The organism is Corynebacterium sp. Marseille-P4611 (assembly GCF_916618765.1).
GTDB lineage: Bacteria > Actinomycetota > Actinomycetes > Mycobacteriales > Mycobacteriaceae > Corynebacterium > Corynebacterium marquesiae.
Map to the genome: position 1 here is coordinate 1 of NZ_CAKAKD010000001.1, position 22980 is coordinate 22980.

Below are 22980 nucleotides of genomic sequence, written 5' to 3' on the forward strand. Positions count from 1 at the left end.
GAACACTAAGCGACTTCACGAAGCATTGGACTACGCCACCCCACAGGAAGTAGAAACCGAGTACTATCTCACCCAGCCCATCAACACAGGGCCGTAAAAGAAGCGGAACTAAACCCAGGACGCTTCAGATAGTGTGGTGGTGTTATCCGGGTTGTAGTTAATGCGCAGACGCGGTTCGGGTTGTTGTTCTTTGTCTTCGGGGCGCAGGTGGGTATCGATGAAGGTACGGATGAAGCGGCGTAGATCCGCGTCGGTGGGTACTGTTTGGTTGGGTGTGGTGGGGGTGAGGAAGTCTGCGAGTGCGGCGTCGATGGCTTCAAGATGCTCTGGGTTATCTTCAAGCCTGTTGAGTTCGCGATCGATGATGCGCAGTTTGATCAGGTCGAGTATCCAGTGCTGGCCTTGGACTTCGGTGACTAGGGGTAGTTGGCGCATGCGGAAGTGAGCACGCAGGAAACCTAGCAGCTTGTGGTAGGAGATGCCGAGGTCTTTGGCAAGGCTGGTGAGGCTGAGGTCAACATCCTCGTCTAATTGGGGGAGGATGGCGCGGTAGAGGAACCAGGAGGTTTTGCGTGTGTAGGTGCCGGCTTTGCCGATGTGGTTGCCGGGTGCGTTGGTGGTGTAGAACGCCTCCGGAACGTCTTGGTCGCCTTCGTTGTCGTAGCCCGCGTCGGGGTGGTCCGTGATGAGGAGGGCGTCTGGGTAGTCGAGGGTGGTATCTGGTTCGGGTGGGCTTAGTGTGGCAGTCATGGACGGGGCACTCCAGCAGAGAAGAACAGGGTTCGTATATGTTTTCTAACGAGCGCCTTTATAGTATCCCGGCTGGTGGACATGTGACCCCTGTGGGGGTGTTTATGTTCGAATAGGATACCCTAAATCCGCAGGGATCCCCAGAGTCGCACCACAACCGGCAACGGGGGTAAAAGCAATGGTTTAGGGTTGGGCGGCGTCGGCAAGCTGGTTGCGAATTTCAGGGCAGTCAGCAAACTTCCGCTGTAGGCGACCTAAGAGAGGGTGATGCTCCTATGTTGTGTCAAGCTGATTTGAGAAGTTCTTCATAAGCCAACCTCAACTCCGGCAAAGGGCGCTTGCCGGTTTCGATATCACTGATTCTCGCCGGGGCACACCCGAGTTTTTCAGCAACCTGGGCTTGCGATAACTGCCTCTCGATCCGTCGAGCTTTGAGTTCATCAACCTCTACCTGGCCCGTTGGAAGAACGGCCTGACCCAAGCACAACACCCGGTAGACCTCCCTGACAATGGCGCGTTTCAGACACCGTAAGATCTCCTTTTTCGACAATCCTTCCTTGGTGCGTTTGGCTACGTAGTCCCTGGTGCGTTGGTCATGATGCATCCGCACCAACGCGATCCGATGCAACGCAGAATTCGCCCGACGATCACCACCCCGGTTGAGACGGTGCCGATGAGTCCGTCCAGAACTAGCCGGAATCGGTGCGGCCCCGCACAGATGAGCTAATGCTGCCTCGGAGTGAATCCGGCCTGGATTATCCCCCACACTGACAATCAGATCAGCAGCCACCACGGAACCACACCCAAATATCGAGGTCACATGCGGATTGATCATCTCAACCAGGATACTGATGTGTTTTTCCAGCTGCGTACCCTGTTTCTGTAAATCACGATAGGTGGTGGCTAATGTCTTCAACGCGAGGAGCACCCCATTTCTGGGGTCGGCCAGGTCAGCTGATGGTCGGCACCGGGACAAGGCCTCCACCATGACCAATGTGGACATCGCACTATAGCGGCGTCGAATCTCATCGGGTGCTGTGACCAGCAACGATTTGATCGTTGTCATCAGTTTCGCTGCTGTCATCACGAGCTGACGGCGGGTGATCTGCAACCCACGGAGGGATTCCACTGGCCCGGAAGTGTCTTTCGGGATGCTTAAGGCTTCCCCGGTGAGCACCTGGCGGGCGGCAGCGACAGCATCAACGGGGTCTGATTTGCCGTCCCGGCGTCGAACGGCCCGGGTAGGGCGTAAGACTTCTACGACTGAGTATTTCTGGGTGCGAAGGTGGCGTGTCAGGCCTGCTCCATAGGAGCTGGTTCCTTCCACACCGACGGTGGTGACACCGTAGGTTGCCATGAACTCTGAAATCGCCACGTAGCCAGGGTTGGTGGCGGGGAAGGTGTCGGTGGCGATGTGCCGGCCGGTGTCCGAAATAACGGCAACAGTGTGGGTATCGGTGTGGGTGTCGATTCCGGCAACGGGGCCGGTGGGGCAGTCGAAAGTGGTAGACATTGGGGATCAGGTCCTGTCTGTGAGCAAACGTGCGGGTGACCCGCGATCCGGGGTTTCCGGGCAGACAAGACGCTGATGGGACGACTACACTAGACACCTGCCGGGGTGGTCACGGTGGAGACGTCACGCTCCTATAAGGTCATGGGCGGATTCACCAGATTGCGGTACAGGGTCGGAACTAACATGGAAGACAGATCACGCTGAAGGCACATGAGGAGATCATGGCCAGTCAAGAAGTGGGTCATTCCACGTGGTTCCGATCCTGTATTCCCATTATCAGCGTCAGGAAGTTNCAGATTGCGGTACAGGGTCGGAACTAACATGGAAGACAGATCACGCTGAAGGCACATGAGGAGATCATGGCCAGTCAAGAAGTGGGTCATTCCACGTGGTTCCGATCCTGTATTCCCATTATCAGCGTCAGGAAGTTTGTGTGTGAGGCTCTGATCTAGAAGGAGTTTCACCGATAATGACTACGGTGTCACCGAAGAAGAACCATGACCCGGCGAGGGTCAACGAGATCAGCGAGAAGCTGATGGAAAATTCTGAAATCGCCAGCTTGATTAGCGAGCTGTCGAGCTCCGCTGATGATGCAAGCGAGCTGGTCAAAGGCCTGCTACAGGCATCGATCAACGCTGGCCTTAAGGCGGAGATGGATGCGCACTTGGGCTACGGCCATTGCGACCGCAAAGCGAAATCCCAGGTCGAAACCGCACAGGAGAATAATCACCGTAACGGGTCGTACACCAAGACCGTCAATTCTGGCTACGGCGCAGTTGAGGTGACCGTGCCCAGGGATCGTGCCGGCACGTTTACTCCCCGCATGGTGCCCAAGGGTGCACGTCGGCTCACAGAACTCGACGACATGATTATCTCGCTCTACGCCGGCGGGATGACCGTGCGCGATATTCAGCACCATCTCGCAACCACGCTTGGGGTGGATATGAGCCCGGATACGATCAGCACCATTACCGATGCGGTCTTGGACGAGGTCATGATCTGGCAAAACCGCCAGCTCGACGAGTTTTACCCGGTGATCTTCCTCGACGCGCTGCGCGTCAAGATCCGTGACGGCCACCGCGTGGTCAACAAGGCTTGCTACATGGCGGTTGGTGTCGATATGGACGGCATCAAGCACATCCTGGGATTGTGGATCGCCGACAATGAAGGCGCCGCATTCTGGGCATCGGTGTGTGCGGATCTAGCCAACCGCGGTGTCCAAGACGTGTTCATCGTGTGCTGCGACGGGCTCAAAGGCCTGCCTGAAGCAGTTGAGGCAACCTGGCCGAATTCCATGGTGCAAACCTGTATCGTGCACCTGATTCGGGCGGCCAACAGGTGGGTGTCGTATCAGGACCGCAAAGGTGTCTCCCGGGCGCTGCGTGAGGTCTACACGGCCGCAAACGAGGACACCGCACGTGCCGCCTTGGATGCGTTCGAAGCCAGTGAACTGGGCCGGAAATACCCCCAGTCGGTCAAAGTCTGGCGCGACGCCTGGGAGCGGTTCGTGCCGTTTCTACAGTTTCCGCCGGCGGCACGCCGGGTGCTCTACACCACCAATTCGATCGAGTCGCTGAATGCTGAACTGCGTAAAGCTACCCGTAACAGGGGCCAGTTCCCGAACGATACCGCAGCGCTGAAGACGCTTTGGCTGATGATCTGCAACATCGAAGACAAGCGCGCTGCGCAGCGAGCGAAGAAAGCAAAGCGCAACATTGAGTGCAACGGCTATATTGAAGGAGCGAAAGCCACCGGGTGGAAACAAGCCATCAACCAACTAGCCGTGGCTTACCCCAACCGATTCGCGGACTACTTGTAAACCAAGCCCCCGCACACAAAGAATCGGACACTCTCACCTAAGAAGTCCTCAAATAAAGCCGGCTCAGCTGCTTTCTGAACTTTCCCGAGCAACCCATACGCTTGGTCGCGACCATAGGCATCTTCTGTTTCCAGCTTCTCCTCGATAAGCTGCATAAGAACGGGAATGGTTTCGACCGGCAGGTGCGGAAGAAGTAGTTCTGCCACATTGCGTTGGAGCCCGGCGTCCGAGGCTGTCGCCCATGCTCGTTTCGGATCGCGTAGGCACTGATACTGAAACATTGCAAGATCCCAGGGCTTATCACGCAGCCGAGCCTCGATGTGCTCCACTGCGCTATCCCCCACCGCCCCAAAAAGACCTTTCACTGTCGAAAGCCGTGGAAACGCGTCGAAAACTCGCTCATTGACGTAAGGGCTGCGGTGAGGAAAGTGGACGTCGGTAATCGCGGCCCAACCACCAGCAATGTTGAACGTTTCCTCAGCGGGGAGGATTCGCATCGCTTCTTCCGAGTACGTGTAAGCAAGGTCGAACCGGCCGATCTCCGAAAGCCCACTAATGAGCTGCTCGTATCCGTCCGTGTGGGTACGAACTACCTCCTCGACAGAACCGGAAAGCACCGCTAACCGACGACCGACATACTCACCCTGCGCACGCTCGCGCAGCTCTTTGAGGCCTTCAGGTCCTAAAGCCTCCGCGTACTGTACGGGGTCGATATAAACCTGCTCCGCATACGGCGACTCGAGAACGCCCAAAAGCCACTCGGCCAAGCGCAGACCGTCAACCTGGGCCAATTGGGCGGCCTGAGGTAGTTCCTGGGCCAAGCGCCCCGCGCACCAGATCACGGACCCAACTAGATCATTAACCAGCGGCAACTGTAGCAGAACCTCTTCTAGCGCCCGTTGCGCGACCGGGAAGACGTCGCAAGGCTCTATTGACTTGACGCCTTCGCTGGGCAGGTGTTGAGGCTCATCAATTGCCAAATTCAAAAGCACACCCGCCTGCCACACCTGGTCGGCGTACGCCCGTGAATCGTCGGGGTCAGTCAGATTCAAACCTGAGGGGTTTACAAGGGTGTTGGTTGCTTCGACATGAAGCGTCCTGGGTTTAGTTCCGCTTCTTTTACGGCCCTGTGTTGATGGGCTGGGTGAGATAGTACTCGGTTTCTACTTCCTGTGGGGTGGCGTAGTCCAATGCTTCGTGAAGTCGCTTAGTGTTCCACCAATGCACCCACCGCAAGGTGGCCAGTTCGACTTCTCCGACCGACGTCCACGGGCCCTGGGCATGAATCAGTTCCGCCTTGTAGAGACCGTTGACTGTTTCGGCTAGTGCATTGTCGTAAGAATCGCCGATTGTTCCCACACTCGGGCGGATTCCTGACTCAGCTAGCGCGGTGGAATACTTCAGTGACACGTACTGGCTGCCCCGATCGCTGTGGTGAATTAGTTGGTTTCCATGGATTCGTCCTGCAGTCGTTAACGCATGTTCCAATGCCTCCATGGGCAGCGCATCGGTGCGCATTGTCGAGCGTGTAGCAACACCAACAATTTTTCGGCTGAAGACATCCACGACAAACGCGGTGTAGGCGAATCCTGACAGGGTGCGAACGTAGGTAATGTCGGCAACCCAAAGCCTGCCTGGTGCCTGCGCACGGAAGTTTCGGCGCACTAGGTCCGGGCGATGATCCGGTGTCTTCGGGCTTACCGTTGTTATTGGGGTTCGCCCACGTCTGCGGCCAGAAACACCTGCAAGTTTCATCAGACGTGCGGTCTTGTCGCGACCAATATGAAAGCCTTCGCGGTTCATCGCGTGCCACATTTTGCGGATGCCGTAGACCGAGAAATTCTCCGCATGCACACGCTGTATCTCTGGGATGAGAAGGCTATCGCTTAAGGCTCTTGCGCTGGGAACACGTGTGGTGGCTTTGCGGTAGCCGCGTGAAGTAATGAATCCACGATCTGCTTGTTTAAGGACTCGGCAGATGGCCTCGACCCCAAATTGATCTTTGTACGCGTCGATGTAGGAGATCATTTGGTCGTGGGTCGGTCGAGTTCCGCTGCGAAAAAAGCCGAAGCAGTTTTAAGAATCCCGTTTGCTCGTTTCAGTTCGCGGTTTTCGCGGCGCAGACGCCTGAGTTCTTCTTCCATTGTTTCGCCGCCTGAAGCGTCAGAATTATCGCGTACTGAGGCGCTGTCACGGTACCAGGCCCGCAACGTGTGGTGAGATACTCCAAGCAGCTCACCGACCTCCGTGTAGGCGCGTTGCAGTGAGCAAGACTCCAGGCGGACCATTTCGATGATCTGATGGACCGCCTTCTCCTTGAACTCGACGGAATACTTTCTAGGCATAGTTCAATCCTTCCTTAGCTGAGGTAGGAACTAAACCCAGGACGCTTCAACAAGCGTCTGCACTACTTCAGGCTTTCCTTCAAATCCGCGTGAAACTCCTTCAGCGTTTCCGTGAGCTCCCATACCTGGTTACGCTCCTCCTCAAACATGCGGTCAACGAGGAAATCCACGCCGACCAAATCATCCGGATGCAAGCTATCCAAATAAGCCAGGAGCTTATCGACGCCTTCGAGTCCAAGAATTCCTTGCTCAACCTGGTCCGCCACATAAGAAATTTGCTTTTGGTCCATGGTGAGGAGAATAGCAAAACGTAAAAGGAAGGAGACGGTGGCTTGGCCGTCTCCTTCCCTTCTTGTTTCATTATTTTGTTGTTTGTTGTTGTTTGGTGTCGGCGGTGACTTACTCTCCCACAACCTCCCGGTTGCAGTACCATCAGCGTGTGCAGGCTTAGCTTCCGGGTTCGGAATGGGACCGGGCGTTTCCCTGCAGCTATTGACCACCGACAAACATACGAAGCACCGACCCTTAGGTGTGCTTTCGGGTGTTGTGTCAGATACTGCATAGTGGACGCGGTCACGACAGTGACTGTTTCTTTTTCTATTATTTTTTTGTTGAGTTACACCTAGTGTGTTGGTGTTTGTTGTGGTCAATTAGTACCAGTAGCCTTCACACCTTACAGTGCTTCCAGGTCTGGCCTATCTACCCTATCGTCTTTAGGGGACCTTAACGAAACCTCATCTTAAAACAGGCTTCCCGCTTAGATGCTTTCAGCGGTTATCCCTTCCGTACGTAGCCAACCAGCGATACCCCTGGCGGGATAACTGGCACACTAGAGGTACGTCCGTCCCGGTCCTCTCGTACTAGGGACAGCTTTCTTCAAGTTTCAACGCGCGCGGCGGATAGAGACCGAACTGTCTCACGACGTTCTGAACCCAGCTCGCGTGCCGCTTTAATGGGCGAACAGCCCAACCCTTGGGACCTACTCCAGCCCCAGGATGCGACGAGCCGACATCGAGGTGCCAAACCATCCCGTCGATATGGACTCTTGGGGAAGATCAGCCTGTTATCCCCGGGGTACCTTTTATCCGTTGAGCGACACCACATCCACAAGTAGGTGTCGGATCACTAGTCCCGAATTTCGTCCCTGCTCGACATGTCTGTCTCACAGTCAAGCTCCCTTGTGCACTTACACTCACCACCTGATTGCCAACCAGGCTGAGGGAACCTTTGGGCGCCTCCGTTACATTTTGGGAGGCAACCGCCCCAGTTAAACTACCCACCAGGCACTGTCCCCAACCCAGATCATGGGCCAAGGTTAGATGCTCAATCCGATCAGAGTGGTATTTCAACAACGACTCCACCACCACTAGCGTGACGGCTTCACAGTCTCCCACCTATCCTACACAAACCGAACCAAACACCAATACCAAGCTATAGTGAAGGTCCCGGGGTCTTTTCGTCCTGCCGCGCGTAACGAGCATCTTTACTCGTAGTGCAATTTCACCGGGCCTGTGGTTGAGACAGCAGAGAAGTCGTTACGCCATTCGTGCAGGTCGGAACTTACCCGACAAGGAATTTCGCTACCTTAGGATGGTTATAGTTACCACCGCCGTTTACTGGGGCTTAAATTCTCAGCTTCGCCAACAAAGTTGACTAACCGGTCCTCTTAACCTTCCAGCACCGGGCAGGCGTCAGTCCATATACATCAACTTCACGTCTTCGCATGGACCTGTGTTTTTGATAAACAGTCGCTTCCCTCTATTCTCTGCGACCCCACAACGCTTAACACCGCAAAGAGTGCTCACGCCGTGAGGCCCCCCTTCTCCCGAAGTTACGGGGGCATTTTGCCGAATTCCTTAACCACAGTTCACCCGAACGCCTTAGTATTTTCAACCTGACCACCTGTGTCGGTTTAGGGTACGGGCCATACACACACATCGCTAGAGGCTTTTCTCGACAGTACAGGATCACCACCATCAACCCCAATGGGTCTACGCATCACGCCTCAACCATATGTGCGGCGGATTTACCTACCACACGGTCTGCACGCTTACACCACCAATCCACTAAGTGGCGTGGCTACCTCACTGCGTCACCCCATCACTTGAACCACACATCAGGCCCCACGACATCAACACCACCAACACTCAAAGAGTACCAGTAGTGCATCCGCGGTGGTTAGTATCAGTGCTTCATCATGGGCGCGCATGTACGGGTACCAGAATATCAACTGGTTATCCATCGACTACGCCTGTCGGCCTCGCCTTAGGTCCCGACTCACCCTGGGAAGACGAACTTGACCCAGGAACCCTTAGTCATCCGGCGGATAGGATTCTCACCTATCAATTCGTTACTCATGCCTGCATTCTCACTCGCACACAGTCCACGCCTCCTTACGGTAACGCTTCCACCCATGCACGACGCTCCCCTACCCAAACAAAAATTGTTTGCCGCGGCTTCGGCGGTGTACTTGAGCCCCACTAAATTGTCGGCGCAGAACCACTCGACCAGTGAGCTATTACGCACTCTTTCAAGGATGGCTGCTTCTAAGCCAACCTCCTGGCTGTCTTCGCGATCCCACATCCTTTTCCACTTAGTACACCCTTAGGGGCCTTAACCGGCGATCTGGGCTGTTTCCCTCTCGACTATGAAGCTTATCCCCCACAGTCTCACTGCCGTACAACACAATTAGTGGCATTCGGAGTTTGGCTGACATTGCTAAGATTGTAGTCCCGCTCAACCAACCAGTCGCTCTACCTCCACCAAGCTATAATACGACGCTGCACCTAAATGCATTTCGGGGAGAACCAGCTATCACGGAGTTTGATTGGCCTTTCACCCCTACCCACAGCTCATCCCCGCAGTTTTCAACCTACGTGGGTTCGCGCCTCCACAACCTCTTACAGCTGCTTCACACTGGCCATGGGTAGATCACCCCGCTTCGGGTCCAGGACATGCCACTTGACACCCCATTAGGATTCGGTTTCCCTACGGCTACCCCACACGGGTTAACCTCGCGACATGCCGCTGACTCGCAGGCTCATTCTTCAAAAGGCACGCCATCACACACAAAAGGTGCTCTGACGGATTGTAAGCACATGGTTTCAGGAACTATTTCACTCCCCTCCCGGGGTACTTTTCACCATTCCCTCACGGTACTAATACACTATCGGTCACACTGAGTATTTAGGCTTACCGGGTGGTCCCGGCAGATTCACAACAGATTCCACGAGCCCGCTGCTACTCGGGCAACCCAACAACCTGCATGCCATTGTCTTCAACTACAGGACTCTCACCTTCTCCGGCAGGTAATTCCAAACCACTTCACCTAACAACAACACACAAGCACGATGATGGCAGTCACCGCACGTTGGGGCCCACAACACCGCACACACAACCCCTACCAGGTATCACATGCACACGGTTTAGCCTCATCCACGTTCGTTCGCCACTACTAGCAGAATCATTATTATTTTCTCCTCCTACGGGTACTGAGATGTTTCACTTCCCCGCGTAAACCCCCACAACAGCTATGAATTCACTGAAGGGTAACCCCACATAACCAGGGCCAGGTTTCCCCATTCGGACATCCTCGGATCAACGCTTAATTGACAACTCCCCGAGGCTTAACGCAGCCTTTCACGTCCTTCATCGGCTCAGCATGCCAAGGCATCCACCATGCGCCCTTAATAACGAACACACAAACCACCACACACAAAAAATACACGCAGTGGCCACACAAGTGAACTTGACAAAAAATTGACTAAAGAAAAAAGAAATCACACAAACACACACAAACAAACCACAAAAATGCAGCCCATCCATACGTGTTTAATGCTCGCGTCCACTATACAGTTCTCACACAACACCCCAACCACACCCCACCAACACACACCGTGCCAGCAAGACTCATGGTCAGGCACACAAAAAAGGGGAATAATGCCCCAGACACCCAACAATGCACCAACATACAAACAAATTACTTTTTACAACTGTGCACGGCGCGTGTGTCACAAAGCGCCATTCAAACACTTGGCCTTGCCTTAAAAGGTGTGTGTTTCACCCGGACAATTTTTACAACAATAAGGTCGGCAGCATGACACTCGCACACTCAACCAACCAGGGTGCAACTGCACCCGAATAATAAAAGCTCCTTAGAAAGGAGGTGATCCACCCGCACCTTCCGGTACGGGTACCTTGTTACGACTTCGTCCCAATCGCCGATCCCACCTTCGACGGCTCCCTAACAAGTTTGGGCCACCGGCTTCGGGTGTTACCAACTTTCATGACGTGACGGGCGGTGTGTACAAGGCCCGGGAACGTATTCACCGCAGCATTGCTGATCTGCGATTACTAGCGACTCCGACTTCATGGGGTCGAGTTGCAGACCCCAATCCGAACTAAGGCCGGCTTTCAGCGATTCGCTCCACCTCACAGTGTCGCTGCGCGTTGTACCGACCATTGTAGCATGTGTGAAGCCCTGGACATAAGGGGCATGATGATTTGACGTCATCCCCACCTTCCTCCGAGTTGACCCCGGCAGTCTCTCATGAGTCCCCAACCAAATGCTGGCAACATAAGACAAGGGTTGCGCTCGTTGCGGGACTTAACCCAACATCTCACGACACGAGCTGACGACAACCATGCACCACCTGTACACCAGCCACAAAGGGAAACTACATCTCTGCAGCGATCCAGTGTATGTCAAGCCCAGGTAAGGTTCTTCGCGTTGCATCGAATTAATCCACATGCTCCGCCGCTTGTGCGGGCCCCCGTCAATTCCTTTGAGTTTTAGCCTTGCGGCCGTACTCCCCAGGCGGGGCGCTTAATGCGTTAGCTACGGCACGAAAGTCGTGAAAAGACCCTCACACCTAGCGCCCACCGTTTACGGCATGGACTACCAGGGTATCTAATCCTGTTCGCTACCCATGCTTTCGCTCCTCAGCGTCAGTAACTGCCCAGTAACCTGCCTTCGCCATCGGTGTTCCTCCTGATATCTGCGCATTTCACCGCTACACCAGGAATTCCAGTTACCCCTACAGTACTCAAGTTATGCCCGTATCGCCTGCACGCCCGGAGTTAAGCCCCGGAATTTCACAGACGACGCGACAAACCACCTACGAGCCCTTTACGCCCAGTAATTCCGGACAACGCTCGCACCCTACGTATTACCGCGGCTGCTGGCACGTAGTTAGCCGGTGCTTCTTATCTAGGTACCGTCACAAAAAGCTTCGTCCCTAGCGAAAGGAGTTTACAACCCGAAGGCCGTCATCCCCCACGCGGCGTCGCTGCATCAGGCTTGCGCCCATTGTGCAATATTCCCCACTGCTGCCTCCCGTAGGAGTCTGGGCCGTATCTCAGTCCCAATGTGGCCGTCCACCCTCTCAGGCCGGCTACCCGTCGCCGCCTTGGTAGGCCATTACCCCACCAACAAGCTGATAGGCCGCGAGCTCATCCTACACCGAAAAAACTTTCCAACCATCACACTAAAAATGGCTCCTATCCGGTATTAGACCCAGTTTCCCAGGCTTATCCCGAAGTGCAGGGCAGATCACCCACGTGTTACTCACCCGTTCGCCACTCGAGTACCCTGCAAGCAGGGCCTTTCCGTTCGACTTGCATGTGTTAAGCACGCCGCCAGCGTTCGTCCTGAGCCAGGATCAAACTCTCCACAAAAAAATTTCAGAACAAAATCCGAAACAGGCCGTGAAAAGCCCGAAACCCAACAAAAGAACAAACCACCACAAACCACACAACAATGCAGCCCGTGCTGGCGTCCAAAAAATTACTACAAAGAAAAATACAGTCCCCTCAACCCGACGGGGCAAAAAAGAGGAAACCACAAAAGTTGAACACAATCACATGCCAACCAATCCATCTCAATGCAGCCGAAACACCAAACAGCATTCAAAAAAGGTACGTATTCCACATACCCAACCGGCACACACCAACCAACAAACCACTAGGCCTGCTGGCAGACAAACCAATCAACACACAACCATGCACACAAAAAATAAAAAGTACATTGGCACACTATTGAGTTCTCAAACATCATCCACACACCACAAAAAATTAACCTACCGTTAACCTCTCGTTGGCGGCCCGTACAAACTTACCCAACCAAATGAACCAAGTCAAATCATCGAACCAAGTCCGTACAAAATTCGCTTAAAAGTAACCAACCGGCTACCTCGCGGCGACTTGGATTAATCTAGCCCAACCCCACCAACTATGACAAATCCCCAGCACAGGTCGGATTTTGCGGCGCTTTGCCGCACTACATGCCAACAACTCCGCGCCGGAAGGCAGGATTCGGTGGGCGGTCTCACCCATATAGGAGGCCCCAAGCCCAGTGCGAGATTACCTTCCCCCAATGCCGCAGGAGAGGATTCGCATATCGAAAACCCATTGCATGGAAAAAGGCCCCCGATTTCTCGGGGGCCTACCGGTGGAGCTGCCGGGAATTGAACCCGGGTCCTTCGTCACCTTGCCAGGGCTTCTCCGTGCGCAGTTCGCACAGAATCTCTGCTCGGCCCTCCGGATCGGGCGAACATGTCCGGATGATGGGCCCAGTCACCAGTAAGAGTCCCGACTGGCCCTGATGACCCGGCCAGCCGGCTAGTTCCTTAGTCGATGCCAGGATCTAGGTCAGGAACGAAACCTAGGCTGACAGACACGCGTCGCTGTAATTAGGCAGCGAGGGCGTAGTCACGCTGAGAGTTCTTCTCTGCGTTTATTGGTTGCTACGACGCTTATACGGTGGTCGTTAGCCTGCACCGGCACGCTTCCCCTGGCGCAGTGCACGAAGTCGAAACCAAATCAACCCCATGCTGTAGGGACGGGATAGTGCATCTTCCCTACGGTTCGTTCAACACTACCCCACTCGCTTTTATTTCCTCAAGTGCTCTTCTAGCCACTCTTTGAGAACGACTGCGTGGTTGATCTCGCGGCTGGATGCGGCGAAGAGGAGGGTGGCGTCGGAAAGCGCAAGCAGTTGGGTGAGCTCGTCGGAATCGTTGTCATCCAGCTCGGCCTTGTAGCGACGGGCAAACTCGTCGAAGCGCTCCTCGTCGTGGTTCCACCATTTGCGCAGTTCGGGACTGGGTGCGACGTCTTTAAACCATTCGTCGTAAGCAAGGTCGCTCTTGGCAACGCCCCGGGGCCACATCCGGTCTACCAGCACTCCGGTGCCCTGGATAGTGTCCTCGCCCTTGGCAACGTCATGTACTTTCGCGGTCTTAAACATTAATTCCCTTCACGCGGCGGCCGAGCTCGCGGGAGATTTCACGGTCTTGGTCGCGGCGTTTAATATCCTCACGTTTATCGTAGTCTTGTTTACCTTGCGCCAACGCCAGCGAGAGCTTGGCGTAGCCGTTTTTAAGGTAGACCTTGAGCGGGACCAAGGTCTTATTACCATTGCGCACCTGCCCGTAAAGCTTGTCGATTTCGCGGCGGTGCAGCAAAAGCTTGCGGGTGCGCCGCGGGCTGTGGTTCGTCCACGAGCCCATGGAATATTCCGGGATGTGCAGGTTGCGCAGGTACACCTCGCCATCGTCGATGGTGGCGAAGGCATCATTGAGCGAGATTTTTCCCTCCCGCAAGGACTTGATCTCGGTACCGAGCAGGACGATGCCACACTCGTATTCCTCGAGGATCTTGTAGTCGTGCCGGGCCCGGCGGTTGGTAGCGAGCGTTGCTTCGCCGGAGGCCGCCTTCTTATTCTTCTTGCCCTTCTTAGCCATAATTATGGCAGTGTAGTGCCCTTTTAGCCGACCCGGCAAACGATCTATTTACGCACATAGGACCGCAGGGTGATATGGGCCGTGACGGCGGTAACCACCAGGGATAATAGGCCGACGAGCGGGAGGGCAATCCAAAGGTCGCCGGACTTCATAGGTGCAAGCAGCTGGGATTCATATAGTCCCTGCAGGGATGGGTCCACCACTTGGGATTTTCCTAGGAAGATACCGGCACCACCCAACACCACGCCGATGAGCGAGGCCAGCACTGCTTCCACCACGAACGGCGCCTGCGTCATCCACCGGCTCGCGCCCACCATGCGCATGATTTCCGTTTCGCGGGTCCGGTGGAACGCGGCGATCTGCACCATATTGGCCACCAAGAAGATGGCAGCCACGGACATCACGATGGCCAGGATGAAGGTGGCATTGCGGATGGAATCGAGGTTGCTTGCGGCATCGCGCACTTCTTGCTGCTGGTCGACGACATCCTCTACCGCCGGGTTATCCCGAATCGCATCGATGGCGGAGGCGTCTTCTGGGTCCGCAAGCCGCACGTGGAATGCAGCCGGCAGTGCGTCGGGCGAGGTTTGTTCCACCATGACGGGATCGGTGTCTTGGAAAAGCTCCTTGAACCTCTCATAGGATTCCGCGCGGTTGCGGTATTCCACGGACTCGACGGAATCATCCGCCTCCAACTGATCCTTGATATCCGCGCAAGCCGGACTCGTACAGTCTGGGTCCCCGGCGGAAATGTCCTCATTGAGCTGGACCATGACCTCGACGCGGTCGAGATAGATATCCTTGGTGTCCTTGGTCAGGTTGGTCACCATAATGCCTGCGACAACGAGCCCCACCGCAATGGCGGTGGTGATGATCATGGCGATGGTCATGGTCAGGTTGCGGCCAAGACCCTTGGTAGCCTCGCGGAAAATAAACCCTAGCTTCATGCTTCCCCCTCGTACATCGCCTCGTGCTCGTCGCGCACAAGGACTCCATTGCGCAGCTCCAAGACACGCTGGCGCGCCTTATTGACGGCGCGGGCATTGTGGGTGGACATGACCACGGTGGTGCCACGGCGGTTGATGCCCAGCAGCAGGTCCATGATCTCGTCGGCGGTGGAGGGATCGAGGTTGCCCGTGGGTTCGTCGGCAAGCAGCAGCTTCGGCCGATTGACCACGGCGCGCGCAATAGCCACGCGCTGCTGCTCGCCACCGGAAAGCTCGTGGGGATACGCATCGCGGCGATCCTCTAGGCCGACCAGGTCCAAAACCTGCGGGACCGAGGTGGAAATGCGGTACTTGCTCTTGCCAATCACCTCCAGCGCAAAGGCCACGTTTTGATACACCGTCAGCTTTGGTAGCAGGCGGAAATCCTGGAATACATAACCAATCGACTGGCGCAGCGCGTTGATTTGCTTGCCGGAAAGCTCATTGACGTGGAAATCGTCGAAGTAAATATCGCCCTTGCTGACATTGTTATAGCGCACCATCAGCTCCAAGAAGGTGGACTTACCGGAGCCGGAGGGTCCGATGAGGAAAGCGAATTCACCATCCGCAATCTCGAAGGACACCCCATCGAGCGCTGGGCGAGACTCGGCGGAGTAGGCCTTAGTCACGTTGTCGAATCTAATCACGCAAATCACTGTAGCAACCAAAGTTGACACCGCGCTGTGAACTATATTTAAGTAATGTGGTCTAAGACACTAATTTGTTCCGACCCAATCGACAGAAAGTGCCGATACTATGGCCGAAACCGAAACCAAAGAAAAACCACGTTCTGCAAGCGGCTTCCTGGGCACTGTAGAAAAGATTGGCAATAAACTGCCGGATCCGTTCTGGCTCTTCGTCATCCTCGCGGCAATCGTCGCTGTGACTTCTTGGCTAGGACACCTCATTGGCATGACCGCAGAGGACCCCAAGACCGGCGAAACCATCGAAGTAGAATCCCTGCTGACCACCGAGAATATCTCGCGCATGGTTACTGATGCAGTGGAGAACTTCACCAGCTTCCCGCCGCTCGGCGTCATCCTTGCCGTGATGCTCGGCGTGGCCGTGGCGGAGCAGTCTGGACTGCTTTCCGCGTTGGTGCGCGCGATGGTGACCAAGGTCAGCGCCAAGATGCTGACCTTCGTTGTGGCGCTGGCCGGCGTGACCGGCTCCGTAGCCTCCGACGCCATCTACGTCATTCTGATTCCGCTGGGCGCAATGGCCTTCCACGCCGTGGGCCGCTCCCCCATCGTGGGCGCGATGGTGGCCTTTGCGGCATCGTCAGCCGGCTTTAATGCCTCGCTGATTCTCAATATCACCGACCTCCTGCTGGCGGGCATTTCTACCCCGGCCGCACAGTTTGTGGACCCAGAATATGAAGTCAGCCCGCTGGCCAATATCTTCTTTGTCATCCCTTCTGCCGTGGTGCTCTCCCTCATCATTACGGCGGTCACGGAATTCCTCATGGTCAAAAAGGCCCGCGAGCTGGTGGACCACGACCACATTAATTATGAAGAGGTGTCTTTTTCCAAGGCCGCCGGTGGGGCCGGCGCAAATTCAGAGGAGGATGAGGAGTACGACTTCACCGATGATGAAGAGGCGATGCGCATCAAGCCCAACGAGCAGCGCGGCCTGATGGCTTCCGGCATCGCGCTCCTGCTCTTCCTTGCCGCCTTCTTTGCCCTGCTCTTTATCCCCGGCTCCCCGCTGGCAAGCCAAGGGGATAGCTTCATGGAGTCGCCACTCATTAGCGCCATCGCGGTGCCGATCGCCTTGGCATTCTTGGTATGCGGCATCGTCTACGGCCTGGCGGCAGGCACCGTGAAGTCTTTTGCTGATGTACCGGAGTTTATGGCCAAGGGCGTCGAGACCCTCGTTCCCATGCTGGTCCTCTTCTTCGCGGTGGCACAGTTCCTGGCCTGGTTCGAGTGGTCAAACTTGGGCGTGTGGACCGCGATTAAGGGCTCCGAGCTACTCCAACACTGGTCCCTGCCGCCGCTAGTGATGTTTGCGGCACTGGTGGCCATGGTCGCACTGCTTAACCTCTTCATCACCTCCGGTTCCGCCCAGTGGGCGCTGATGGCCCCGGTCATCGTGCCGATGATGATGTATGTGGGCGTCTCCCCCGAAGTCTCCCAGATGCTCTTCCGTATCGGTGACTCCCCAACGAATATCATCACCCCAATGTCGCCCTACTTCGCGCTGGCGTTGACCTTCTTGCAGCGCTACTACAAGCCAGCAGGTGTGGGTACTTTGATGTCGCTGGCGCTGCCCTATTCCCTCTGCATGATCGTGGGTTGGTTCGCCTTCTTCGTCATCTGGTACCTCATCGGCATCCCGCTGGGACCGGGCGCACCGATGGACTACGTGGGTTAGGTCCATAGAGATCAGGCCGAACTGAGGATCTTCTCCCCTCAGTTCGGCCTTTTTGCGTTCAATTCAGCCCGATCAGTATGGACCTAAGCTTGGTCTTCTTGTTGCTGCATGCGCCAGCGGATACCAGATTCCAGGAAGCCATCGATATCACCATCGAGCACCTTGGAGGGATCGCCCACCTCAAAATTGGTGCGTAGGTCTTTGACCATCTGATATGGGTGCAGCACGTAGGAGCGCATCTGATTGCCCCAAGAGGCGTTGCCACCGGCACCCAACGCATCGAGCTCAGCTTGTTCCTCCTGGCGCTTGCGCTCCAGCAGCTTCGCCTGCAACACGCGCATGGCCGAGGCCTTATTTTGAATCTGCGATTTTTCATTCTGGCAGGTCACCACAATGCCGGTGGGAATGTGGGTCAGGCGCACCGCAGAGTCGGTGGTATTGACGGACTGGCCGCCCGGACCAGAAGACCGGTAGACATCGACGCGCACATCATTATCCGGGATATCGATGTGGTCGGTCTGCTCCACCACCGGCAGGACTTCTACCTCGGCGAAGGAGGTCTGGCGCCGGCCCTGGTTATCAAAGGGCGAGATGCGCACCAGGCGGTGTGCTCCCTGCTCCACAGAGAGCTGGCCATACATGTATTCACCGTGGACCACAAAGGTCGCAGACTTGATGCCTGCTTCTTCCGCATAGGAGATGTCATAGACATCCACTTTGTGACCGTGTTTTTCCGCCCACCGCGTGTACATGCGCATGAGCATCTCGGCCCAGTCGGCCGCGTCCACACCGCCCGCGCCAGAGCGGATATTGATAACCGCCTCGCGCGGGTCATACTCACCAGAAAGCATGGTGGTGACCTCCAGCGATTCGATAGCAGATTCCAGGGAATCGAGCTCATCATCCGCCAGGGAGGTATCCCCCTCTTCTTCCGCGAGTTCGTACATCACGGGCATGTCCTCCAGGCGCCCGCGCAGCGATTCCAGCTTTCGGACCTTAGCCTGCGCTGCGGAAAGCTCGGAGGTGACCTGTTGCGCGTGGGCGGGGTCGTCCCACAAGGACGGGTCGCCGGCCTGGGCCTCTAGTTCCCGAATGCGGGCAGCCAAAGCCTCCGGGTCCATGACCTTCTCGATGGTGATCAGGGTGGTTTCCAATTGCTTGAGCCGTGCTGTTACTTCGGGACGCATAGGCCCCAATCCTACCCACCCGGCCGGCATAATTAGCCATCGGCTGCGTTTAGGGTGACAATGGTGGGCATGGATCAAAAGCCGAGCTTGCAGGAGATGATCGATGCGGTCATCAAGACCTTCATTGTCGCGCACGCGGATGACGGGGATGCGCACCTGGCGCAGGCCCTTGTCTATAACGCCGGGCGCCTGGCCTGGCGCCTGCGCGAGATGGGCGTCGACGTAGAGCACAAGACTTCTATCTCGGACGTTGTTACGGATGCGGACAGGGCGGCCGAGCGCTTCGTCGCGGGCGTGCTCGAAGCCGTACGCCCGGAAGACGGCATCCTCGGCGAAGAGGGTGCGACCCGCGAGTCCCAGGCCGGGCGCACCTGGGTCATCGACCCAGTTGATGGCACCTACAATTTCTCCTCCGGTTCCGATTATTGGTGCTCTGCCTTGGCGCTTACCGACGCCACGGGGATCACCCTCGGCGCCGTCCACCGCCCCGCCATGGGGTACACCTGGTTCGGTGGCCGGGACTACCCCACTTCCCTCGACGGCAAGGAAGTAGCTCGCCTGCAGGAGAAGCCGGCCGAGCAGATTTCACTATCCACGTATCTGCACCCAACTTCGCTGGCGGATGAGGATATCCGCGGGGCATGGCAGCGCGTGGCGGAAAACTTTGCTACAGTCCGTATGCTCGGTGCCGGTTCTGTTGACCTGTCCTCCGTGGCCGATGGCACATGGGGCGCATGGATGCAGCATTCGGTAGCGGATTGGGATTGGTTCCCCGGCAAAGCCCTCGTGGAAGCGGCCGGTGGTGCTGCCCGCAAGGTAGAAGCCGGTGGCGTCGAATGGTGCCTCGCTGGCAATAAACAGGTAGTGGATCAGATGGAGGATTGGCTCCGTGGGTAAGTTCAAAGAAGACTTGGGCCTCGCGCTCGAGCTGGCGGGCCATGCCGATGTAGTGACCATGCATCGTTTCGAGGCCTCGGACCTTTCCGTCAAGGAAAAGCCAGATATGTCCCCCGTATCGGATGCGGACCTCACCTGTGAGAAGCAAATCCGCGAATCCCTCAAGCGGTCCCGCCCGCGCGATGAAGTGCTGGGTGAGGAATACGGCGGCGAGACCTGCTATAAGGGCCGCCAGTGGGTCATAGATCCCATCGACGGCACCAAGAACTTCGTGCGCGGCGTCCCCGTATGGGCCACGCTCATTTCCCTCTTGGAAGACGGCGAACCGGTGGTATCTGTAGTTTCCGCACCCGCCCTGCGCCGCCGCTGGTACGCGGCCAAAGGCGCTGGTGCCTTCCGCGTTTTTGGCGGCGAGCCGAAACGCCTGAGCGTTTCCCACGTAGAAAATCTCTCCGATTCTTCGCTGGCGATGAGCTCGCTCACGGGATGGGCCGAGCGCGGCCTGCGCGATCAGTTCCTCGCACTTACGGACAAGACCTGGCGCCTGCGCGGCTATGGTGATTTCTGGTCCTACTGCCTCGTGGCCGAAGGCGCGGTAGACATCGCCGCCGAACCCGAGGTGTCCTTGTGGGACCTCGCCGCGCCCTCCCTCATCGTGACCGAGGCCGGCGGTACCTTCACTGACCTTGACGGCAACCCCGGCCCGCATGGCGGATCCGGCGTCGCCTCCAACGGCCTGCTCCACAATCACGCCCTCGCTGCGCTACAGGGCTAGGGTCTTCTCCGCAGCTGAAGTAACACCGGACCGCGGCGCTTCGCCGCCGCTCCGGAACACCCACCCGCCTGCGCGCAGCTGCCGCAGCCACCCGTGGGGCACGAGGTGAGCGATTCGCGCACCAGCTCCGCACTGCGCTCGAGATGGGCGAGGATCACTTCGACGGTCCCCTGCCCCAGCCCGGTAGCTTTCGCGATCTCGGCGGGGTTGGATTTTCCCCGCCTAATGGCCTCCTTAACCTTCTCCGTGGGGCTCATAGGAAGACCTTGAGGACCTGGAATACTCCCACCGCGAGGATCCAGGCGGTGGCGAGCTGAAGCGCGAAACCGATAAGCGTCCACTTCCAGCCTATTTCCCGCCGCTGCGCGGCCACCGTGGCCACGCACGGGGTATAGGCCAGCAGGAATACCATGTACGCCCATACCGCCGCGAGCCCATGCCCGCCAGAGGCCGCATCAAAATCAGCACGGATATGGCTGGCCAGTGGGGACTCTGCTTGCTCTTCTGGGGCATCATCAGTGACGTCTTCTACCGCATAGGTTTGCGCCCAGGTAGAAATGAGAGTCTCCTTGGCCACGAATCCGGTGACCAACGGGCCTGTCAGTGACCAAGAATCAAAGCCAGCCGGGGCAAAGACCGGGGACATCACCTTTGAGACCGCACCATAGGCGGAATCCTCCGGCGGTACCGCACCCTCGTTGAAAGAGTGCCCACCGGTTACCGGGATGGACATGAGCAACCAGATGACCACCACGGTGGCGACGATGATGCCGCCGGCGGTATGCAAGAAGCCTTTCAGGCGCACCCACATCACCGACAGAGTGAGGCCAAAGGTGGGCAGCTGATAGGCCGGAAGATCGATAACTAGGGCTTCGGCCGGCATGGCGCGCCACACCGTGCGGCGCAAGGCGAGGCCTACCAACACCACCAGCGCGATAGACAGCACGTACATGGCGAATACCGCGGAACCAGCATGAGCGGGGAAAAAGACCTGCGCCAGCATCATGAACACGATGAGACGGGCCGAACAGGAAGTGAAAGGAATAAGGAGGCAGGTGAGGATGCGATGGCGGACGTCGCCAAGCACGCGCGTCGCCGAAATCGCCGGGACATTACAGCCATAGCCCACCACGATGGGGATAAAGGCCTTGCCTGGTAGGCCAATGGCGCGCATAACTCGGTCAGTAACCACAGCCGCGCGCGCCATATAACCGGAATCCTCCAGCACGGCTAGACACAGGAACATCAGGGCCAGCAGCGGGGCAAAGGTCAGCACCATGCCCACACCACCGATAAGGCCATCTACCAGCAATCCCGAGACCAACCAGTGGTCTGGGAGGAGGCTGCGCACGGCATCAGAGACGGGGCCGGTAATGAACGCCTCCAGGCCGTCCTGCAGCGGCCCCGCCACCGTAGTGGTAATGAAGAAGACGGCCCACATCACCGCCAGAAATAGAATCGGGCCGAGCACGGGGTGCAGCACCACGCGGTCCACGCGCTGGCTAAGCGGTTCGCCGACGTCCGTCCTGGAAACGGCAGCCTTTTCCGCGGCGTCTAGATCCGCAAAGCGTTGATCCAAATCTGCGTTGGGCCGGATAGTCTGTGGCTCCGTCTGCATTGCTTGTGCAACGGCACCCTCCAGCGCGTCTAGGTTTTCTCGGCGGCGACCATTGACGCTGACCACCGGCATGCCCACGGCGCGCGATAGCGCGGAGGTATCGATGCTTATGCCCTGCTGCTTGGCGACGTCCTCCTTGGTCACCCCAATCACTACCCGATACGGGTACTCCGCGATCTGGAATGCGAGGTTAAGCCCGCGCGCTGGCGCAGTGGCATCCACCAACACCACAACCACATCTGGGCGCTCACACGGTGGGCACTCAACGAGCATATCGCGGGTGAATTCCTCGTCCGGGCTCATTGGATCCAAGGAATAAGCACCGGGCAGATCGATGATGTCGAACGCCTCTGGCTGCGCGCTCCACAAACCACGACTGACTTCTACGGAGGTACCCGGCCAGTTGCCGGTCTGGACCTTCGCTCCGGTCAACGCGTTGAACAAGGTAGATTTGCCGGAATTTGGAGCCCCGACCAAGGCGAGGACAGGCGTTCCCTCCGCGGCGATCCGCATGGAGGAGGTGGAGTGGCAGCTTGGCGCTGCGGTTTTGCGTGCCATTATGCTGCCACCGGGATAACTTCCAGCTGGCCGAGCGTAGCCGCATCCACCGCGTACCGGGCAGTACCCACGGTGACCAGGCGCGCCCCGCCGGCCACCTTGCGCCCGATCTGCACGCGCACTCCTGGCCGGAATCCCAGTTCACGCATACGCAATGCCAGCGCCGGCTGCGACTCAATCGCATGCCGCAGGCAGCATTCAGGTAGCTCTACCAATGCGTCCACTGGGGCTTGATCGGCACGCATACATTCGGACCTTTCGCAGGTCTGCTGGGTACGGGTGCGGGACAATAAGGACAGCTGCCACATCGCGCGGTCACCTCGGTTCTCTCGGCCCGGCTCACGCCGGTAATGTTAGCCACACCTAAGTAGCTACTAGATAAGGCTAACCTTAGTCCGCATAAGCTTTTCACAC

At 57.0% G+C, this 22980-nt stretch carries 16 protein-coding genes, 3 rRNA genes and 1 other RNA gene; 4 read left to right on the forward strand and 16 right to left on the reverse strand.

The genetic code is table 11. The annotated features are described in order from the left end of the window. Positions 1 to 108 precede the first annotated feature (108 nt). Positions 109 to 750: a hypothetical protein gene (locus LG376_RS00005; protein ID WP_225745774.1), complete on the reverse strand. Its 642-nt coding sequence runs from the start codon at positions 748 to 750 to the stop codon at positions 109 to 111. Between the two features lie 283 nt (positions 751 to 1033). Then, entirely contained in the window at positions 1034 to 2263 is a 1230-nt protein-coding gene (locus tag LG376_RS00010) for an IS110 family transposase (protein ID WP_005324630.1), read from the reverse strand. A 469-nt stretch (positions 2264 to 2732) separates the two neighbouring features. Here LG376_RS00010 and LG376_RS00015 point away from each other — a divergent pair, with 469 nt between their 5' ends. Next, positions 2733 to 4082, forward strand: coding sequence for an IS256 family transposase (locus LG376_RS00015; RefSeq protein WP_225745775.1), 1350 nt, complete (start codon positions 2733 to 2735; stop codon positions 4080 to 4082). On the opposite strand, the gene LG376_RS00020 is transcribed toward LG376_RS00015, so the two are convergent. The 11 genes from LG376_RS00020 to ftsE all read right to left on the reverse strand — a co-directional run bounded on the left by LG376_RS00020 (position 4073) and on the right by ftsE (position 15802). After that, positions 4073 to 5134 (reverse strand): hypothetical protein, encoded by a 1062-nt coding sequence (locus LG376_RS00020; RefSeq protein ID WP_225745776.1) that lies wholly within the window; start codon positions 5132 to 5134, stop codon positions 4073 to 4075. The two genes, LG376_RS00015 and LG376_RS00020, sit on opposite strands and share 10 nt — an antisense overlap. A 67-nt stretch (positions 5135 to 5201) precedes the next feature. Continuing rightward, positions 5202 to 6427, reverse strand: a protein-coding gene (locus LG376_RS00025) for an IS3 family transposase (RefSeq protein WP_100619247.1) whose coding sequence is annotated in 2 segments (ribosomal slippage) — positions 5202 to 6148 and positions 6148 to 6427 — 1227 coding nt in all. Because the reading frame shifts where the segments join, the coding sequence is not laid out codon by codon here. A 62-nt stretch (positions 6428 to 6489) separates the two neighbouring features. Then, positions 6490 to 6717 (reverse strand): tRNA 2-thiouridine-synthesizing protein, encoded by a 228-nt coding sequence (locus LG376_RS00030; protein ID WP_225745777.1) that lies wholly within the window; start codon positions 6715 to 6717, stop codon positions 6490 to 6492. A gap of 96 nt (positions 6718 to 6813) precedes the next feature. Beyond that, positions 6814 to 6931 (reverse strand): 5S ribosomal RNA (gene rrf / locus LG376_RS00035). A gap of 127 nt (positions 6932 to 7058) precedes the next feature. Continuing rightward, positions 7059 to 10127, reverse strand: a 23S ribosomal RNA gene (locus LG376_RS00040). 458 nt (positions 10128 to 10585) lie between these two features. After that, positions 10586 to 12103: ribosomal RNA gene (locus LG376_RS00045) — 16S ribosomal RNA — on the reverse strand. The 16S, 23S and 5S rRNA genes sit together here, the layout of an rRNA operon. Before the next feature lie 770 nt (positions 12104 to 12873). Next, positions 12874 to 13254, reverse strand: a transfer-messenger RNA (tmRNA) gene (gene ssrA, locus LG376_RS00050). A gap of 62 nt (positions 13255 to 13316) precedes the next feature. Continuing rightward, positions 13317 to 13673, reverse strand: a complete 357-nt coding sequence (locus LG376_RS00055) for a DUF488 domain-containing protein (protein WP_225745778.1) — start codon at positions 13671 to 13673, stop codon at positions 13317 to 13319. After that, a complete protein-coding gene (gene smpB / locus LG376_RS00060) occupies positions 13666 to 14169 on the reverse strand; it encodes an SsrA-binding protein SmpB (protein ID WP_005322310.1) in 504 nt (167 codons plus the stop codon). The genes LG376_RS00055 and smpB overlap by 8 nt, the downstream gene beginning before the upstream one ends. Before the next feature lie 44 nt (positions 14170 to 14213). Further along, positions 14214 to 15116, reverse strand: a complete 903-nt coding sequence (gene ftsX / locus LG376_RS00065; protein WP_198492692.1) for a permease-like cell division protein FtsX — start codon at positions 15114 to 15116, stop codon at positions 14214 to 14216. Further along, positions 15113 to 15802 carry a cell division ATP-binding protein FtsE gene (ftsE, locus tag LG376_RS00070; protein WP_049378810.1) on the reverse strand — a complete coding sequence of 230 codons (690 nt, stop codon included), beginning with the start codon at positions 15800 to 15802 and terminating at the stop codon, positions 15113 to 15115. The genes ftsX and ftsE overlap by 4 nt, the downstream gene beginning before the upstream one ends. Before the next feature lie 109 nt (positions 15803 to 15911). On the opposite strand from ftsE, the gene LG376_RS00075 reads away from it, so the two are divergent. After that, a complete protein-coding gene (locus tag LG376_RS00075) occupies positions 15912 to 17531 on the forward strand; it encodes an AbgT family transporter (protein WP_225745779.1) in 1620 nt (539 codons plus the stop codon). Positions 17532 to 17614: 83 nt separating this feature from the next. Here LG376_RS00075 and prfB read toward each other — a convergent pair whose 3' ends face one another. After that, entirely contained in the window at positions 17615 to 18718 is a 1104-nt protein-coding gene (prfB, locus tag LG376_RS00080; RefSeq protein ID WP_225745780.1) for a peptide chain release factor 2, read from the reverse strand. A gap of 60 nt (positions 18719 to 18778) precedes the next feature. Between prfB and LG376_RS00085 the strand changes: the two genes are divergently transcribed. Both LG376_RS00085 and hisN read left to right on the forward strand, forming a co-directional pair. Beyond that, a complete protein-coding gene (locus LG376_RS00085; RefSeq protein ID WP_225745781.1) occupies positions 18779 to 19615 on the forward strand; it encodes an inositol monophosphatase family protein in 837 nt (278 codons plus the stop codon). Beyond that, positions 19608 to 20390 carry a histidinol-phosphatase gene (gene hisN / locus LG376_RS00090; protein WP_225745782.1) on the forward strand — a complete coding sequence of 261 codons (783 nt, stop codon included), beginning with the start codon at positions 19608 to 19610 and terminating at the stop codon, positions 20388 to 20390. The genes LG376_RS00085 and hisN overlap by 8 nt, the downstream gene beginning before the upstream one ends. Positions 20391 to 20643: 253 nt before the next feature. On the opposite strand, the gene feoB is transcribed toward hisN, so the two are convergent. After that, positions 20644 to 22566 (reverse strand): ferrous iron transport protein B, encoded by a 1923-nt coding sequence (gene feoB, locus LG376_RS00095; RefSeq protein ID WP_225745783.1) that lies wholly within the window; start codon positions 22564 to 22566, stop codon positions 20644 to 20646. After that, complete coding sequence (locus LG376_RS00100) at positions 22566 to 22811, reverse strand: FeoA domain-containing protein (protein WP_225745784.1); 246 nt, start codon at positions 22809 to 22811, stop codon at positions 22566 to 22568. Before LG376_RS00100 ends, feoB begins: the two co-directional genes overlap by 1 nt. Positions 22812 to 22980: the final 169 nt, after the last annotated feature.